Below are 17,394 nucleotides of genomic sequence, written 5' to 3' on the forward strand. Positions count from 1 at the left end.
ATAACAAAAAACTCCTTGCCCATAGGCAAGGAGTTTACTAGTCATTCAATCGACCATTCGATTGAATGAGAGGCGCCACATCACAACTCGTACCAAAACAGACGAGTGTCATGCGGTGAACCTCGGTTCACGTAACCTTGCCAGTCTCACGGGACTGAATTAAAGGTGCTATTCTTCTACAAGGATTATGACAGAACGACATCATGATGTCAACTCTGAGCGACATGGAAAAAGGTACCTGCCAGAGGCAAGTACCTTTCTTTTAAAATTCAAATTCAACATCACTCAATCGGCGTTTAATTTCACTAATAACAAGTTTCTCTTGTTCTTCACCCTTCGCAATGAACGTTACTGAGAAACGAACGAAATGACCTGCATCATCCCATGGAACCGTTGAAATCAACTTCTCACGAATGAGGAATTGAGAGAAATCTTCGCCCGATGCAAATCGTTGACCTCCTTTAACTCCTTTTGGAGCCTCAACGTAAAGGAAAAAAGATCCTTTTGGTTTCTCTGCCGTGAAACCCAGTTCATTCAGAGCATCTACCAATAAGTTATGACGACGGGAATACTTAAGAGCAATTTCTTCTGTAATTGCCGGATGAGACAAAGCGTATACTGCTGCCTTTTGGATCGCAATGAACTGACCCGAGTCATTGTTGTCCTTCACATCACTGAATGCTTTTACAATCAATGGGTTCCCAGCCACAAACCCAATACGCCATCCTGTCATGTTATATGATTTAGACAATGAGTGTAGTTCTATACCAACATCCTTAGCACCTGGGATAGACAAGAAACTTAGTGGCTTCAAGCCATCATAAGTTAAGGCTGCATAAGGTGCGTCATGAACAACTACGACATCGAATTTCTTCGCCCACGCTACCACTTGAGTAAAGAATTCCACCGTTGCGCTAGCACCCGTTGGATTATTCGGGTAATTCAGATACAGCAACTTCGCACGACGGGCAATATCTTCAGGGATATCATTTAGATTTGGTAAGAATTGATTCTCCTTTTTCAACTCAACAGTGTATACTTCTCCACCCAAATACTTAGTATGCGTACCGAGCACTGGGTACCCAGGTACCGTCATTATCGTGATATCCCCAGGATTGATAAAACAAGATGGTAACATCGCAAGTGCAGGTTTGGAACCAATTGAATGGACAATTTCATTAACAGGATCAATTCCATCAACACGGAATACTTCTTTCAAATATTTCGCTGCTGCTTCTTTGAATGCAACAATGCCATTGTCCGCATAACCTCTGTTCTCAGGTTTAGCAGCTTCTTCAGCTAGCTTGGCCACAATTCCAGCGTCCGCCATTTCGTCTGGTTCTCCCACACCCATATCAATTAACTCGATCTCAGGAAAATCCTTCTGAGCAGCTACCTTAGCCCGCTTAATCTTCTCAAATTTATATATAGCTGTGTCTTTACCGTAGTTTGCTCCACCGATGCGCTCAGCAAAATTCGATTGAATATACGTTTCTTGATATTGATTTATACTCATATTTAGTTCATCTCCTATAGTAGGTAATCTCTCTCCTAAATATGAAGAAATCCATAGCTTTATGCCATGGACTATTGAACTGATCATTTGTACTTTTAGCGGCTACGCAGGCTTGCAAGCAACTCTTCCAATTCTTCCGGAATGCCAGCACTGAACTCCATATACTCCCCACTTGATGGATGTATGAAGCCTAATACAGCAGCATGAAGCGCCTGGCCTTTTAGTTTGACTCCTTTATTACGACCATAAATAGGATCACCAACCAGTGGATGGCCTATAAACTTCATATGCACACGGATCTGATGTGTCCGTCCTGTCTCAAGTTGTAGTTCGAGAAGTGTATAATCTCCAAGACGTTCCTTCACTGTAAAATGAGTTACGGCATGCTTACTGTTCTTCTCCTTAACCGTGTACATTTTACGATCAACCGTATCACGTCCAATAGGCGCATCTACAGTTCCTTGATCATGACTGATACTACCATGAACGAGTGCAATATAACGTCGAGTCACGGTATGCTCTTTCAGCTGTGCTGCAAGAGAAGCATGTGCTTTATCATTCTTCGCAGCCATAATCAGTCCAGAAGTATCTTTATCGATGCGATGTACAATGCCTGGACGTAATTCGCCATTAATACCTGATAGATCTTTACAATGGTACATCAGAGCATTAACGAGCGTCCCTGAAGAATGACCAGGCGCTGGATGCACCACCATCCCTCTTGGCTTATTTATTACGATAAGATCGTGATCTTCATAAACAACCTCAAGTGGAATGTTATCAGCCACAATCTCAACCGATACTAGTTCAGGAACAACGACCTCAACTTTATCACCCACAGATAGCTTATAATTTGCCTTCACCGTATTGCCATTCACCTTAACGTGTTCACCTGTAATCCACAGTTGGACCTGTGAACGAGAGACCTCTTCTTCCCATACCTCGGTTATATATTTATCAATTCGCTCTTTAGCAAAATCCTCTTCAACGGTCCACTCTCGCGTTTCTAAATCTGTATTAAAAAGTTCATCTCCGTGAGTCTCGATGTCATTCATGTTTCTTCATTTCCTTCCGTTTTCGGATTAACTGGGTTTCTTTTCATATCAAGCAATGAATCCAAAATTATAAGCCCTACACCAATAACGATGCAAGAATCCGCAACATTAAAAATCGGGAATTGATAACTTCCGAAATTGAATTGCAGGAAATCTACGACTTCACCGGTCAAAATACGATCAATAAAATTCCCGATTGCTCCACCAAGTACTAAACTAAGTGCTAGTGGTAACAATTTATTGTTCGTTTTCATCACTTTCTGTAAATACCAAATGATCCCGATAACTACAATCGTCGTAACGATAATAAAGAACCATCGTTGATCCTCAAGAATACCGAAAGCTGCACCGCGATTCCGATGTGATGTTATCAGAAAAAAATTGCCAATCACCGGTATTTGTTCAGTCAATTCCATCCGGCTGGCAATCAAATATTTAGTTCCTTGATCCACCAAAAAAGCAACGAACGCAATTATGTAGTATATCACAGCAACATGTCACTCCATTCTTATGATTTCCACCAGATCACTTTATCATTAGAGAATGGTAAGTGAATGGTAAAACTACGTATTATAGACTCGTCCATTGTAGCACAGGCGGTCCAAAATCGTCCATAAAGGGCCAAAGCCGAGAACATTTCCCTTATGTAAAAAAACGATAATGCGCACACTCTATAGTAAGAGAGTAAAATGTGATTCTCCCTTAGTACCAGAAAGGAGCCTCAAAATGACACAATCACTATCACCTTCCCAAATCAATCATCTACGTCGTCAGTTGGAGCTTGAACGAGAAGACCTTATACAACGTACCAAAGACAATGATCATTATGGTCTTGAAGATGCAATGCGCGATTCAACCGGAGAACTGTCTAATATTGACAACCATCCAGCTGACGTAGCAACCGAACTTTATTACCGTGAGATGGATATCTCGCTTCTGGAGCATGATGCCTTGCAATTGGAGAGAATTGAGACCTCTCTAGCTCGGATAGACAATGGAACTTATGGTCGCTGTAGCATTTGTCATCAAGTTATTCCCTATGATCGTCTAGAAGCTGTTCCAGAAACGGGTTTCTGTAAAGATCATTCTCCAAGACAGGTCGTATCCAATGATCGCCCTGTAGAAGAAGAGCTCCTCATGCCTCCATTTGGACGAACCAGCTTGGATGAACGTGACGATCAGAATGGATTCGATGGAGAAGATACCTGGCAAACCCTAGAACGATGGGGTACATCTAATTCTCCTGCTATGGCTGAAGGGAATAATATCGAAAGCTATAATGAAATGGCCATTGAGGCAGATGAAGAAATAGAAGGGTGTGTTGAACCCCTAGAAAGCTTTCTAGCCTCAGATATTGAAGGAAATCCCATAGGAATTATACGTAATCGCCACTATTTCGCTTATATGGAAAAAGGGGAAGGCGTTAACTCCCTTGAAGATGACCCAACAATGTAATCATGAGATCATCATAGAGTAGATTTTAATGCATCATAAGACATTTAATAATCTAACTCCAGCTGACGTTGCACGATACGCACAATATCTGCAATGTAATCTCCTATGATGGGTAAATTCAATGCCCCAAGAAGTTGTAAGAAATAAAGAATCGTAGCCGCAAAAAAAGTAAAGCCCACGGCAATTCCTACGCCGCGTGCAGTACCGGATAGTACATTAAGCCAAATTAAACGCCAAGGTCGATGTAACAATTGCGTGTATTCTTGAATTCGCGATTCCTCTAGGCTCTGTGCCACCTTGACCAGCAGTGTGTGCGTCTCTTCTGAGAAGTCTTTCTGCACAGTAGAATCGTTATTCCCTTGCTCCATATCTTCTTCTCCTTTTGGAACTCGCTCTTAACTAAGAAGAAACGAGCCCTAGCCTGTTCGGGATAAATCATCCCGAGTATTGGGCTTAAGGCTCGTTTCTTCTTTAATTATTACTATTATGTTCCAAAATCCATCGTATTAACCTGCAATATGGATCCCTACAGGATTCCCTGCGATTTCAATTTGTTCCATCGCTTCCTTAGAACCATACAATACTTCATTAACCAACACATTTTCACGTAGTACGTGATCAAAAGCTGTAATTGCAGCTTTTAATTCATCCGTAACATCTAGCGTCAAGACAATACGTTTCTCAATCGGAAGATCAAGTTTCTTACGATAATCTTGGACTGCGCGGACAACCTCACGAACCCAGCCTTCTTGTTCCAATTCAGGCGTAATTTCAGTATTTAGTGCCACTGTAATCCCATAGCCTGAAGCAGAGGCGAACCCAGATTTAGCATGTTTGTCGATCAACAATTCATCTGGAGTAATTTGCAACTCTTCTCCCTCAGGGGACACAACATTAAGAATGCCACTTTCCACGGCTTTACGCGTTTCTTCGGAAGTCATTTCCTTAAAGAAGTTCTGTAAGAAGCCTACATTCTTACCGTATTTCTTACCGCCAACCTTCAAATTAAGCTTCAGTGTGAAGTTAACCAATCCACTATCATCGCTCTGTGTGTGGATATTCTTGACGTTGATTTCTTCTTTAATAATATCTTCATATCCAGGTAGATCAAAATTACGATCAATGGACACGATCAATTCAGACAATGGCTGACGTGTCTTAATACCCGTCTCATTACGAACATTACGTGCAAGTTCTACAACGCGACGTGCAGTCTCCATATCTTGTTCTAATGACTCATCAATGAGTGATTCATTTGCTTGCGGATAATCATCTAGATGAACACTTTCTCCACCACTAAGATTCAAGTAAATATCTTCAGCCAACATCGGTGTGAATGGAGCAATAAGCTTAGCCGTTGTGATCAAGACTTCTGTCAATGTACGGTATGCATCAAGCTTATCTTCGGTAAGACCACTTCCCCAGAAGCGATCACGTGAACGGCGAATATACCAGTTACTAAGCTCATCGATATAATCTTCAATAGCCTTCGCAGCATTCAAGAAATCATTTACAGCAAGTCCTTTATCGACTGTTTTGATCACGCTGTTCAAGCGAGATACAATCCAACGATCAAGCTTGTGATTCGAAGGTTGGAACGGATGCTCAGCCGGATTATAACCGTCAATTCCTGCATAAAGAGTTAGGAAAGCATGTGTATTCACTAGCGTATCAACCATCTTAGACTTCGCTTCACCTACGATACCTTTGGAGAAACGTTTGCTATTCCAAGGTGCACTATCAGACAGCAGTGCCCAACGGAACGCATCCGTTCCATACTCTTCAATGATCTCCCATGGATCAATAACATTCCCCTTGGACTTAGACATCTTCTGTCCTTGCTCATCAAGAACGTGTCCTGTCGCCATAACAGCTTTATACGGAGCTTTCCCAGTCAGCATTGTAGAGACGGCCAATAGACTGTAGAACCATCCACGAGTCTGATCAATTCCTTCACAGATCATATCAGCAGGATACTGCGCTTCGAACGTTTCTTGATTCTCGAAAGGATAATGTTGTTGCGCAAACGGCATGGAACCACTATCAAACCACACATCGATCACTTCAGGTGTACGAGTCATGATGTATTTACCGCATGAACTACGAACTTTAACGTCATCTACATATGGTTTATGCAGTTCCAGGTTCTCAGGTACATCCCCGATAGCACGAGCTCTAAGCTCTGCAATACTGTGAGGTGCGAACTGTTCTCCCGTTTCTTCACATACCCAGATATTTAACGGTGTCCCCCAATAACGATCACGGCTAATGTTCCAATCCACTAGATCCTCTAGGAATTTACCGAAACGCCCTTCACGTATATGACCAGGGAACCACTCTACTTCATTATTATTAGCAATCAATTGATCCTTGATGGCTGTTGTCTTAATAAACCAACTATCCATTGCATAATACAGTAGCGGAGTATCACATCTCCAGCAGAACGGATAACTATGTTCATATTTCTGTTTGCTGTATAGTCTGCCACTCTCGGATAGCATTTTGATAATATCCACATCACAGTCTTTAACAAAACGTCCAGCTAAATCAGTGACTTCATCGACGTAACAACCTTGTAAATTAACGACATTCACAAAAGTGATGTCATTCTCTTTACATACTCTATAGTCATCTTCACCATGAGCTGCAGCCATATGAACGATACCCGTACCACTAGAATCCGTTACATATTTCGCACCAACAACCACATTGGATTTCTCTACTTGAACATAATTAAACGGAGGATCGTAAGTCTTACCAACCAAATCCGAACCTTTCAGCGTACCAATAACCTCATGCTCACCATTGATTACATCTTCCACTAATTTCTTAGCAACGATGTATACGCCATCTTCCTGCTTCACACGTGCATATTCGATATCTGGATTCACAGCAAGTGCTACGTGTGCAGGTAATGTCCAAGGTGTTGTTGTCCAAGCTAGAACATATTCACCGCTGTCATGCAACTTAAACTTAGCTGTAGCACTCAGATCCTTAACATCCTTATAACCTTGTGCTACTTCATGAGAACTGAGCGTTGTTTGGCAATCTGGACAATATGGACTAACGCGGTGCCCACGATATAGAAGCTCCTTGTCATGCACAGTAGCAAGAATGTTCCACACACTCTCAATGTATTTATTATCTAATGTGATGTATGGATTATCGAGATCTGTCCAATAACCAATAGCTTCAGTAAGATCACGCCACTGCTGTTCGTAGACAAACACACTTTCCTTACACTTCTTGATAAAAGCTTCCACGCCATATTCTTCGATCTCTTGCTTATGTGAGATTCCTAGTTGCTTCTGTACCCCTAACTCTACCGGAAGACCATGTGTATCCCAGCCCGCTTTACGTACGACATGATATCCTTTCATCGTCTGGTAGCGACCGATGAAATCCTTGATTACCCGTCCAAGGACGTGACCGATATGCGGCTTACCATTCGCAGTTGGTGGTCCCTCATAAAACACAAAATTCGGTTTATCTTCACGATTCACCATAGTTTTACTAAGCGTATTCTCATCTTTCCATTTCTTCAGAATACGCTGCTCTCTAGCGCGAGCTTTTTCTTTGACATCTACTCTATTCATCAATGATCATTCCTTTCAATATGTGAGGGCCGAGGAGCCATCCCCCTAAGTCCCCCTTTGTAAGGGGGATTCCGAGGGCACGCCCTCTGGACACCCAAAATTTCGTCGTGATACCTACATAGGCTGTATCTAGTTCATTTGGGAGCGTATCCTCGCTTTTCTCCTTATACTTTGCCTTCGCAAAGTATAAGGCACGCTTCTTGTTAGAGCTACCAAATTCGTAGCATGACCTCATTCGTCCTTTGACCTGCACCAAGCCCAGCTACCCCGCCACGTTGGAAGACCCCGAGGACGACCCCATAGGGGAGTCGAGGTCGGGACTTCTACTCACCCACAAAGTAACTCAAGAACGTCGCAATCCCTCATTCGTCCGTTGACCTGCGCCAAGCCCAACTCCCCGCCGTGGTGGAAGACCCCGAAGATGTCCCCGTTAGGGGAGTCGAGGTCGGGACTTCCACAACCCTCAAAGTAACTCACGAGCGTCGCAGTCCCTCATTCGTCTGTAGACCTGCCTCAAGCCTAACTACCCCGCCGTGGTGGAAGACCCCGAAGATGTCCCCGTTAGGGGAGTCGAGGCTGGGACTTCCACTCACCCGCAAAGTAACTCACGAGCATCGCATTCCCTCACATTCGTCAGTGCATAACGAGGAGCGAAGCCGGCTAGGCACCCTTCGCATGGAAGGTGACCGAGATAACCCCGAAGAGAGTCGAGGAAGAACCGTTCCCACCAATAGCCTAACTCCCCTCCGCACGCTAACTCCCTCCACCAAACTTTCAGGAGTCCAGAGGGCAGGCCCTCTGGGGTCCCCCTTATCAAGGGGGATTTAGGGGGATTAGTGCGCACAAAAAAAGCCCCATCCCCAAAGGGACGAGACTTTAGCTCGCGTTACCACCCTAATTCCGCTCATAAATAAAACACTTCATAAGCGACATCTCAAGTCCATGCTGATCTTAAAAACATGGAGCCGATATAACGTTCGGCAGACCGGTTTAGCTTACACGCGTCAAGGACGTTTCAGCTTCACTTCTCCGGGAGGATCTTCCGCTAAAGGTCTGTACATTGGCTTTCAGCATAATGCCAACTCTCTGAAGAACAGTTCCTTATGGTACTTATCCCATCATCAAATTCAGTAAAAATCAGATTATGACTTTAGTTATAGCTTCTTTCGCAGAAAAAGTCAACCCGAGTAAGGCCTAATAGACTTCCTTTGCTTCTTCACGGCTCTCCAATGTTTCCCATCCATCCATGCTAAGTAACTCCAATTGAGCTTCAACGAGACTACGGAAACGGGTCCGATAAATAGATGCCTGCTTTTTCAATTCTTCAATTTCCATCGAAATTTTCCGTGATTTAGATAACGCTTCATTGATAATCCGATCCGCATTCTTTTCGGATTCTTTAATGATTAATTGTGATTCTTTCTTAGCATTAGTTTTCACATCATCTGCAGCTTCTTGGGCTACAATAATTGTCTTGGAAAGAGAATCTTCAATATTTATGAAATGATCTAATCGTTCTTGAAGAGTAAACATTTGGTTCTGTAATTCTTTGTTTTCCCGAATGACACCCTCATAGTCCTTTATCACTTGATCCAAGAATTCATTCACTTCATCTTCATCATAACCGCGAATTCTGCGGGCAAATTCTTTGTTATGTATGTCCAATGGTGTTAATGGCATGGATGTGCACCTCCTGAAAATTTCGGTTCAAAAAATTGAATCCATTAATTGACCTTGGATAACTCAATTCGACAAGAAGTACTGACTTCCTGCAATGTATTCACAGAAATTTTCCGATTTTTACACGGTAACGTCCTTTTTTCGTCATTTCTCCAGTCTCTAGAACCTTGAACCGCCCAAAGGTTTGAAGAGAAACGACATCTCCTTCTTTTAAAGCCGAGGAGGGATTCTCTTCTGCTTTCCAATTAACCCGGCATCGTCCAGCTTTAATCGGCACTAAAATTTTACTACGACTAAGTCGGTACACATCTGCACAAATACCATCAAGACGCAAAGAAGCGACCGTAAGGTCCATGGTTTCAAGTGAGACTTTACTTGTCCGCAATGATTCTAGCGGTAAAACCTCACTCTGTACATGAACACGGTGCACTTGATTAAGTTGCATATGAAGGTATGATGCAATATCTTCTCCTACGACCGTATGGCAACCATCCTCCAACACATGGATGTCACCTATCTTACTCCGCTTAATACCCAAATTAAGAATGGCACCCATATAATCACCATGATCGAGTTGAAGAAATTTCTGATCACCTGAGTAGATACTTAGTACAGCCATCCCCATATCTTCGTTGTCTAGATCACGATAATCGGGGGCGACAATTGCACGGCATCTTTCAGCTTCAGCATAACCACCACTTAATCGAATATGTACATCAGGATGTCGATTAACTAATGTTTGCAGTATAAAAGATTGCCTAGGATCCAGAAAATCTGTCAGTTTCACTTCATGATATTCGCCAGCATTAACGACCCATTCCCAAGCTCTGTCCACAAACTCCCGTTCATCTGGGTGAAAATGATCTAGTATATCCAATCGCATAGTTACCCCTAGAAGAATATCTTGAAGACAATGAATTTCAATCCACTTTGGACAAATTGCAATACGAACAACGCAATAATTGGAGAAATATCAAGCATTCCCATAATCGGTGGAATAAATCGGCGGAACACAGATAAATACGGTTCAACCAACTTAGTCAATAGCTCACCTATGAAATTCTCACGTAAGTTTGGAAGCCATGACATCAATACATAAATTACAATCATATAAAAGTAAATTTCGAAAAGCATTGTAATAATCCGATCAACCTGTGCCAAAGGGGGCTCACCTCATTCTGTTATATTCTAGTTCTTCAGCTAAAATCTCCGAGATATTCCCTTGGATTTCGACTGTATCTGGGGTGCATAGAAATATGTTACCACCAATTTTTGAAATACTTCCACTTAAAGCATACACCGTTCCACTGACAAAATCGATTATACGTAAGGCTTGATCATTCCGGACACGTTGCAAATTCATCACAACTGTACGATGAGAACGCAAATGATCTGCAATCTCCTGAGCTTCATCATATGAACGTGGCTCAGCTAATACTACTTTAACATTTTTCTGTGAGTGAATGCTAACGACATTACTTCTTTGATTCTTACGTGGTTCTGGATTCGTTGTCGTGAATTCCTCTTCATCCGCTGCAAGGGGCTCACGCTCGGTTATCTCTTCTTCCTCTTGCAAGCCCATAAAGTTCATAAAACGATTCATAACACCCATCTTTAACCCTCCTCTTTCCCTACTAGAATAGATCCTAAACGTACCCAAGTAGATCCTTCTTCAATCGCGACTTCGAAATCGTTCGACATCCCCATTGACAATTCTGTGATAGGTTCGTGTGTAAGGGACTGACGGTTAAGCTCATCTCTCAATTCCCTTAAAGCTCGGAATATCGGCCGTGTATCTTCAGGATGCCCCTCAAATGGAGCCATAGTCATCAAGCCAACGACTTTAATATGAGATAATTGCTTAATCTCTTCAAGAAAAGAAGCCACTTTCTCAGGTGATAAACCATATTTGGTATCTTCGCCTGAGATATTAACTTGGACAAACACCTGCACTACTAATCCCAAGGATTTCGCTTTACTCTCTAGTGTTTGAGCTAGCGAAAGACGATCCAGAGAGTGGATATATTGAAACTTATCGATGATATCCTTCACCTTGTTCGTCTGAAGATGTCCGATGAAATGCCAGACGCCTTGATTACCTAATGTATTCCACTTCTCTTCAGCGTTCTGCCATCGATTCTCACCCACATGAATGAGCCCTTGATTCAGAACTTCAGCTGTCATCTCCAATGAGACATACTTAGTAACAGCAACCACATGTACATCTTCTCTGGATCTTCCACTTCTTATGCAAGCATCATTTATGCGCATTTCTACGTCGTTAATTCGATCTTTCAATGTCAAAAAAACCACCTCACTTTAAGCCTAACCAACTAGCCATACGTCCTGTAGTTCCTCCATCTTTACGATAAGAGAAGAACAAATCATTGCGGCAACTTGTACAATATGTTGTACATTCGATATGACTCGGCATTATTCCTGCTTTCATCATAATCTGTCGATTCATTTCTTTCAAGTTTAGCATACTTTTTCCGTCTGTTTTATTCAGATACCACGACGCTGAATACTTATTACTACCCATGACTTCTTTTTCTAAATCATATACCGATAACATCACCTTATCGTCTACTTCATAACAGCATGACCCAATCGAAGGTCCAATAGCAGCTCGTATGTCATGAGCATGGCTACCATACTCTTGGGCCATCTTATCTACCATGGTTGAGGCTATTCTTGATACTGTCCCTTTCCAGCCCGCATGAGCAAGCCCAACGACTTGTTTAAAGGGATCATAGAAATATAACGGCACGCAATCCGCATAAAAAGAAGTTAAGAGTACACCTGGGACATTCGTGAGCAACCCATCCGTATTCTGAAATGCAGATGATCGATCGAGGTTACCGCGACCTTTATCTTCAAGATGAACGATTTCCACATGATTACTATGAACCTGTTCACCACACGTCCATGCTTGATAAGGGAAACTTAATGTCTCAACTATTCTATGGCGATTAATTATTACATCACCTGGGTCATCGTCAACATGAAAAGCGCAGTTCAGACTCTCATATGGAGATTTACTAGTTCCTCCATGTCGTCCTGTAAATCCTACGGTTATTTTATCGAAAGAGGTCCAAGGTTCCAGCATAAACAAAGCCGGATCCTCATCTCTACGATTATTCACTACAAATGGTTCCATTCAATTCACCTCTGTTCCAGTGTACCATATTTTTAGTTTTCCTACTGAAAACCAAAGACTATGCTTTCGAAGTCAGTTTTCCTACTGAAAACTTTAGATAAACCCTCTTAATACGATCGGCGATCAGCTCGATCCAATCGATCCGTTCTATCCATATCCTTTTCTTGTTCCAAAGCCTTCATTTCCTCCATTTTCACTAAAACGACATCAGACCCTATCTTTACAATATTTTGCCAAGGAATAATAAGATCACTACGACCACCGAATAGCCCCATAAATCTACTATAGCTAGGAACGACGATCGCCTCAATTCGGCCTTGCCGAAGATCAAGTTCTAAATCACTGATTTGGCCCAATCGTTTACCGTCCACAATGTTAATAACATCTTTGGTTTGAAAATCGGAGATTTTCATCATCATCCCCACCATTTTCTTTTCTGGAATCATAGCTTCACACCTTCAGAAATATAGTTATATATTTAATATATGTGGAGTCTGGGCGAAATGTCTTTTTTATTATAAGTAACAAAAAAACGACCCCAAAGGGATCGCTTTTTGTACTTTTAAAAAATATAAGAAAGTACATGTTTCACGTGATACTCTATTTCTTATATTCCGTTGAAACGGGGGTACGTCTTTAAAGAAGGAGGCATAGCCGTTTCTACATGTATCCTGAACATTCATTTAAGATTTGACATGTTTCTGCATTTGCTGAATAGCTGATTTCTCCAACCTAGATACTTGAGCTTGTGAGATGCCAATCTCGTCAGCAACCTCCATCTGAGTTTTGCCTTCGAAAAAGCGCATGGAGAGGATCATCTTTTCACGTTGTCCTAATCTGTGCATTGCTTCTCTTAATGCAATTTCTTCAATCCACGAGACATCTTTGTTCTTATCATCACTAATCTGATCCATCACATAAATAGGGTCGCCGCCATCATGGTAAATCGGTTCGAATAACGACACAGGATCTTGAATGGCATCCAATGCGAATACGACATCTTCCTTAGGAACATTAAGTGCCGCAGAAATTTCAAAAATAGTGGGTTCTCTACAATTTTGATTCGTTAAGGAGTCCCGGACTTGAAGTGCTTTATATGCTATGTCACGTAAAGATCGTGATACTCTTATAGGATTGTTATCCCGCAAATACCGTCGAATTTCCCCAATAATCATTGGGACCGCATACGTCGAGAATTTTACATTTTGTGATAAGTCAAAATTATCAATAGCCTTCATTAGTCCGATACAGCCTACCTGAAACAAATCGTCGACAAATTCCCCCCGATTGTTAAACCGTTGAATCACACTCAGTACTAATCTTAGATTACCGTTCACTAATTTTTCCCTAGCTGAACGTTCATTATTTTGCTGAAGGGCATGAAACAACTCCCGCATTTCCACATTCGTTAGTACCGGAAGTTTGGCAGTATCTACCCCACAGATTTCAACTTTGTTTCGGGTCATGATGATTTACCTCCCAAGGAGAAACATTAATGTACATTATCTCCCCAGAGGCTCAATTTATTCCTAATTGATTAATCTATATAGATTGAATTTAAGACGAACCACCATATTCATGATTCTCTTTAGAGATGAAGGAACTTGAGAGTGCAATCTTTAGTTCAATCTATCCACTACACCATCTTATTAAATTCCTTACGGAGACGTTTAATAATTCTCTTCTCCAATCGAGATATATAGGACTGTGAAATTCCCAGCATATCTGCTACATCTTTTTGTGTCTTTTCTTCACCATCCTGTAGACCGAATCGAAGTTCCATTATGGTACGCTCTCGTTCTGTTAATTTATCAAGTGCTTTATGCAATAATTTCCGGTCCACTTGCTCCTCAATATTGCGATAAATTGTATCATTCTCCGTACCTAAGACATCAGATAGTAAAAGTTCATTCCCGTCCCAATCAATATTCAAAGGTTCATCAAATGACACCTCACTACGGATTTTATTATTCCGACGCAAATACATCAGTATTTCATTCTCAATACAACGTGAAGCATATGTAGCTAATTTAATTTTTTTCTCAGGATCAAATGTATTGACTGCCTTAATCAGACCGATCGCTCCAATGGATACCAAATCTTCAATGTTGATGCCTGTATTCTCAAACTTTCGAGCGATGTATACGACTAATCTCAAATTCCGTTCAATTAACATCGCTCGGATAGCTGAATCACCCGTGGAAAGCCTTTGCAGTAAGTACTCTTCTTCCTCTCGTGTTAGCGGTGGGGGAAGTGCCTCACTCCCACCTATGTAATATATTTCCTCACTTTTAAGTCCAAATAAGAAGAGTGCACGATAATATTGAATTTGTACCACTAATTTCCATTTTACTAACATGAATTCTTTCCTCCTAAGAGTTTTCTGTAAGAAAACGTTCTTCGTAAGCATCTTCTTTAAGTTTTCTGTAAGAAAACTATCTTCGTTAGCGTCACTCGGTTTTCTGTAGGCAACTAGCATCGTAAGCATCTTTGAGCTTCCATAAGAAACTATCTTTGGCAATCATAATCTTGAATTTTACTAGTATATTAGCTAACGGGAGGGATTGGAGTTGTTACCTGAGTGATAACATTTGTAGTTGGATTCCCGTCATGAATCAAGTCTGGGTGAATGATTGCCCTATATGCCTTTTCGGAGGAAAGAGTACCCCCATCAAGTCCAACTAATACTCTTGTCGTAATGCTTATTTTACCGTCCATACAGATTTCAACAGAATCTGGTTTTAAAGCTAACATAAACGCTGCGCCTCGGTTCACTCCCCGATATGGAACTAACCTCAGACGGTCTTGCCAAGCAAATGTTGATCCTTCTTCAAGCTCCATGACCAGTTTGTCCGCATCTCCTTCAGCAAGTTTATCCCTCCATGAGGCAGGCAAATGATCTCCCCATAAAGAGGCCTCCATGACCATAACCGGTATTCGTGTTAGAGGATCACACAACTGATTACCCGTATCTAATAGTCCCGTACACTTCACTTGTTCGCTACCAATATTCACTTTCACTTCCGCAAAATACACAGCTCTGTTATCCAATTTACGTTTCGAAGATTGAACAATTTTAAACCATAACATAACGATAATAAACACGATGAACATAAACCAAAAGCCAATTTTCAGTTCGAATGACAGCCCCCCCGATGTCGTATACCAAATTCCGCTCCAGAGATCACCTGAGTTTTGCAGTAGATAATGAATGCCAATAATCCCACCAGCAGCGGCAAAATTAATAATATAAAATGCCCCCATATTCCTCATATAGTGTTGAAGACTCCCAAATCCGAAGGCGATCCACAACATTATCAATGAAAGCCCGAATTTTATGAGAAAGGTATACATAAACGTAAGCTCGGGTACGAACATCATGATGACATAAAGGGCACCTAACAAGGCTGATAGAGAAATTCGCCACCAAGGCACTTTTAATTTACGCATCCAACTAGTCAACCACAAGAGAGTCCCATCAATAAGCAGATTAGTAATAAAAATAAGATCGATATAGACAACCATTACTCTCACCTGCCTGAGCTTTAAATCTTAGAAGAAGAAAAGCCACTCTTTTTCAAATCTATTCCTTTTGACCTTTGGGAGATGTGTTTAGTATAGAAAAACTAACTTCCAAAGTCTGTCTAAACCTGGAAGCGATTGCGGTTTTTTTTTGTCGATAGAGGTGATTTCATGGAACAAGGATTCTAAATTCTAACGTGGAAGAATAGAAAGAAAACAAAAAAAGTCCGATTTCTTTAAAAAGAAAACGGACCTTTCATATGTCATGATAGATAATGTATAAATTACTCGTTGTTGTTGCGTGTTCTATTTCGCAAAAATGTAGGAATATCAAGTTGATCATTACTTGGCTGATTACCAAATGGACGCAAGTTATTATTACGATTCTCAACAGGCTCAGTCTCTACTGTTCCTGGTTTGCGAATTTGAACGTGTGGTGCTGCTTGTTTGTGCTCAAATCCAGTAGCAATAACAGTGACTTTAATATCGTCTTTCAAATCCTCATCTATAATGGCACCAAATATCATATTCACATCTGGATCTGAAGCTGAGTTAACGATTTCCGCTGCTTCGTTCACTTCATATAGAGATAGATTTGAACCACCCGTAATATTCATAATGACACCACGAGCTCCCTCGATAGAAGTTTCTAGTAATGGGCTCATAATAGCCTTACGAGCTGCCTCAGCGGCACGGTTCTCACCTGACGCTATACCAATACCCATTAATGCCGAACCACGCTCCGTCATAATTGTCTTCACGTCTGCAAAGTCAAGATTGATTAGACCTGGAACAGCAATAAGGTCTGATATCCCCTGTACCGCTTGACGAAGAACATTATCAGCTTCTCTGAATGCTTCTAACATCGGTGTCTTTTTATCAACAATTTCCAATAGACGATCATTAGGAATGACAATCAATGTATCTACTTTTTCTTTCAGAGCTTCAATCCCTATCTCAGCATGGGAGAAACGTTTCCGACCTTCAAATGTAAATGGACGAGTAACAACCCCTATTGTCAACGCTCCACACTCTCTAGCTATCTCAGCAATAACAGGAGCAGCACCAGTACCTGTTCCGCCACCCATTCCTGCAGTGACAAAAACCATATCCGCGCCCTTCAGCGTGTTCGAGATCAGATCTCTAGATTCTTCGGCTGCTTTCTTACCAACCTCAGGGTTAGCACCCGCGCCAAGACCCCTTGTTAACTTATCACCGATCTGTAACTTGTGTTCTGATTTAGCCATATGCAATGCTTGGGCATCCGTGTTTACTGTAATAAACTCTACGCCTTGCACGCCATTCTCAATCATTCGGTTGACAGCATTACTACCACCACCACCAACACCAATCACTTTAATCTGAGCTATGCTCTCCATTTCAAAGTCAAATTCCAACATATTATTCCAT

Annotated in this window: 17 protein-coding genes and 1 other annotated feature; of the genes, 1 reads left to right on the top strand and 16 read right to left on the bottom strand. The window is 41.5% G+C overall.

Going from position 1 to position 17,394, the window contains the following annotated elements:
* Positions 1-262: 262 nt before the first annotated feature.
* From PGLA_RS23505 to lspA, 3 genes are all read right to left on the bottom strand, one after another.
* Positions 263-1,516, bottom strand: a complete 1,254-nt coding sequence (locus tag PGLA_RS23505) for an LL-diaminopimelate aminotransferase (RefSeq protein ID WP_068537629.1) — start codon at positions 1,514-1,516, stop codon at positions 263-265.
* Positions 1,517-1,611: 95 nt separating this feature from the next.
* Positions 1,612-2,571: an RluA family pseudouridine synthase gene (locus PGLA_RS23510; protein WP_068537630.1), complete on the bottom strand. Its 960-nt coding sequence runs from the start codon at positions 2,569-2,571 to the stop codon at positions 1,612-1,614.
* Positions 2,568-3,059: a signal peptidase II gene (gene lspA, locus PGLA_RS23515; protein WP_068537631.1), complete on the bottom strand. Its 492-nt coding sequence runs from the start codon at positions 3,057-3,059 to the stop codon at positions 2,568-2,570. Before lspA ends, PGLA_RS23510 begins: the two co-directional genes overlap by 4 nt.
* A 238-nt stretch (positions 3,060-3,297) precedes the next feature.
* Between lspA and PGLA_RS23520 the strand changes: the two genes are divergently transcribed.
* Positions 3,298-4,026: a TraR/DksA C4-type zinc finger protein gene (locus tag PGLA_RS23520; protein ID WP_068537632.1), complete on the top strand. Its 729-nt coding sequence runs from the start codon at positions 3,298-3,300 to the stop codon at positions 4,024-4,026.
* Between the two features lie 44 nt (positions 4,027-4,070).
* On the opposite strand, the gene PGLA_RS23525 is transcribed toward PGLA_RS23520, so the two are convergent.
* From PGLA_RS23525 to ftsZ, 13 genes are all read right to left on the bottom strand, one after another.
* Positions 4,071-4,394, bottom strand: coding sequence for a DUF5665 domain-containing protein (locus PGLA_RS23525; RefSeq protein WP_245700284.1), 324 nt, complete (start codon positions 4,392-4,394; stop codon positions 4,071-4,073).
* A gap of 138 nt (positions 4,395-4,532) precedes the next feature.
* A complete protein-coding gene (gene ileS / locus PGLA_RS23530; protein WP_068537633.1) occupies positions 4,533-7,622 on the bottom strand; it encodes an isoleucine--tRNA ligase in 3,090 nt (1,029 codons plus the stop codon).
* Positions 7,623-8,483: 861 nt separating this feature from the next.
* Positions 8,484-8,753, bottom strand: a binding site (T-box leader).
* Between the two features lie 63 nt (positions 8,754-8,816).
* Entirely contained in the window at positions 8,817-9,302 is a 486-nt protein-coding gene (locus tag PGLA_RS23540; RefSeq protein WP_068537635.1) for a DivIVA domain-containing protein, read from the bottom strand.
* Between the two features lie 100 nt (positions 9,303-9,402).
* On the bottom strand, positions 9,403-10,185 hold the full coding sequence (locus PGLA_RS23545; RefSeq protein WP_068537636.1) for a YlmH family RNA-binding protein: 783 nt from the start codon (positions 10,183-10,185) through the stop codon (positions 9,403-9,405).
* An 8-nt stretch (positions 10,186-10,193) separates the two neighbouring features.
* Complete coding sequence (locus tag PGLA_RS23550; RefSeq protein ID WP_145939667.1) at positions 10,194-10,436, bottom strand: YggT family protein; 243 nt, start codon at positions 10,434-10,436, stop codon at positions 10,194-10,196.
* A gap of 34 nt (positions 10,437-10,470) precedes the next feature.
* Entirely contained in the window at positions 10,471-10,914 is a 444-nt protein-coding gene (locus PGLA_RS23555) for a cell division protein SepF (protein ID WP_068537638.1), read from the bottom strand.
* A 2-nt stretch (positions 10,915-10,916) separates the two neighbouring features.
* On the bottom strand, positions 10,917-11,606 hold the full coding sequence (locus tag PGLA_RS23560; RefSeq protein ID WP_068537639.1) for a YggS family pyridoxal phosphate-dependent enzyme: 690 nt from the start codon (positions 11,604-11,606) through the stop codon (positions 10,917-10,919).
* Between the two features lie 10 nt (positions 11,607-11,616).
* Complete coding sequence (gene pgeF, locus PGLA_RS23565; protein ID WP_245700335.1) at positions 11,617-12,411, bottom strand: peptidoglycan editing factor PgeF; 795 nt, start codon at positions 12,409-12,411, stop codon at positions 11,617-11,619.
* A 158-nt stretch (positions 12,412-12,569) separates the two neighbouring features.
* On the bottom strand, positions 12,570-12,908 hold the full coding sequence (locus PGLA_RS23570; RefSeq protein WP_068537641.1) for a YlmC/YmxH family sporulation protein: 339 nt from the start codon (positions 12,906-12,908) through the stop codon (positions 12,570-12,572).
* 237 nt (positions 12,909-13,145) lie between these two features.
* Positions 13,146-13,928, bottom strand: coding sequence for an RNA polymerase sporulation sigma factor SigG (gene sigG, locus PGLA_RS23575; protein WP_068537642.1), 783 nt, complete (start codon positions 13,926-13,928; stop codon positions 13,146-13,148).
* A 170-nt stretch (positions 13,929-14,098) separates the two neighbouring features.
* On the bottom strand, positions 14,099-14,821 hold the full coding sequence (sigE, locus tag PGLA_RS23580; RefSeq protein WP_068537961.1) for an RNA polymerase sporulation sigma factor SigE: 723 nt from the start codon (positions 14,819-14,821) through the stop codon (positions 14,099-14,101).
* A gap of 188 nt (positions 14,822-15,009) precedes the next feature.
* A complete protein-coding gene (gene spoIIGA, locus PGLA_RS23585; protein ID WP_068537643.1) occupies positions 15,010-15,987 on the bottom strand; it encodes a sigma-E processing peptidase SpoIIGA in 978 nt (325 codons plus the stop codon).
* Positions 15,988-16,268: 281 nt separating this feature from the next.
* On the bottom strand, positions 16,269-17,384 hold the full coding sequence (gene ftsZ, locus PGLA_RS23590; protein WP_068537644.1) for a cell division protein FtsZ: 1,116 nt from the start codon (positions 17,382-17,384) through the stop codon (positions 16,269-16,271).
* Between the last annotated feature and the right edge of the window lie 10 nt (positions 17,385-17,394).

The organism is Paenibacillus glacialis (assembly GCF_001637205.1).
In the GTDB taxonomy this organism is placed as follows: domain Bacteria; phylum Bacillota; class Bacilli; order Paenibacillales; family Paenibacillaceae; genus Paenibacillus_AQ; species Paenibacillus_AQ glacialis.

Bases quoted from the DNA above. Each gene is read 5' to 3' on its own strand.
- PGLA_RS23505 (WP_068537629.1), bottom strand. From the start codon at position 1,516: ATGAGTATAAATCAATATCAAGAAACGTATATTCAATCGAATTTTGCT.
- PGLA_RS23510 (WP_068537630.1), bottom strand. From the start codon at position 2,571: ATGAATGACATCGAGACTCACGGAGATGAACTTTTTAATACAGATTTA.
- PGLA_RS23520 (WP_068537632.1), top strand. From the start codon at position 3,298: ATGACACAATCACTATCACCTTCCCAAATCAATCATCTACGTCGTCAG.
- PGLA_RS23525 (WP_245700284.1), bottom strand. From the start codon at position 4,394: ATGGAGCAAGGGAATAACGATTCTACTGTGCAGAAAGACTTCTCAGAA.
- ileS (WP_068537633.1), bottom strand. From the start codon at position 7,622: ATGAATAGAGTAGATGTCAAAGAAAAAGCTCGCGCTAGAGAGCAGCGT.
- PGLA_RS23540 (WP_068537635.1), bottom strand. From the start codon at position 9,302: ATGCCATTAACACCATTGGACATACATAACAAAGAATTTGCCCGCAGA.
- PGLA_RS23545 (WP_068537636.1), bottom strand. From the start codon at position 10,185: ATGCGATTGGATATACTAGATCATTTTCACCCAGATGAACGGGAGTTT.
- PGLA_RS23550 (WP_145939667.1), bottom strand. From the start codon at position 10,436: ATGCTTTTCGAAATTTACTTTTATATGATTGTAATTTATGTATTGATG.
- PGLA_RS23555 (WP_068537638.1), bottom strand. From the start codon at position 10,914: ATGGGTGTTATGAATCGTTTTATGAACTTTATGGGCTTGCAAGAGGAA.
- pgeF (WP_245700335.1), bottom strand. From the start codon at position 12,411: ATGCTGGAACCTTGGACCTCTTTCGATAAAATAACCGTAGGATTTACA.
- PGLA_RS23570 (WP_068537641.1), bottom strand. From the start codon at position 12,908: ATGATTCCAGAAAAGAAAATGGTGGGGATGATGATGAAAATCTCCGAT.
- sigG (WP_068537642.1), bottom strand. From the start codon at position 13,928: ATGACCCGAAACAAAGTTGAAATCTGTGGGGTAGATACTGCCAAACTT.
- sigE (WP_068537961.1), bottom strand. From the start codon at position 14,821: ATGTTAGTAAAATGGAAATTAGTGGTACAAATTCAATATTATCGTGCA.
- spoIIGA (WP_068537643.1), bottom strand. From the start codon at position 15,987: ATGGTTGTCTATATCGATCTTATTTTTATTACTAATCTGCTTATTGAT.
- ftsZ (WP_068537644.1), bottom strand. From the start codon at position 17,384: ATGTTGGAATTTGACTTTGAAATGGAGAGCATAGCTCAGATTAAAGTG.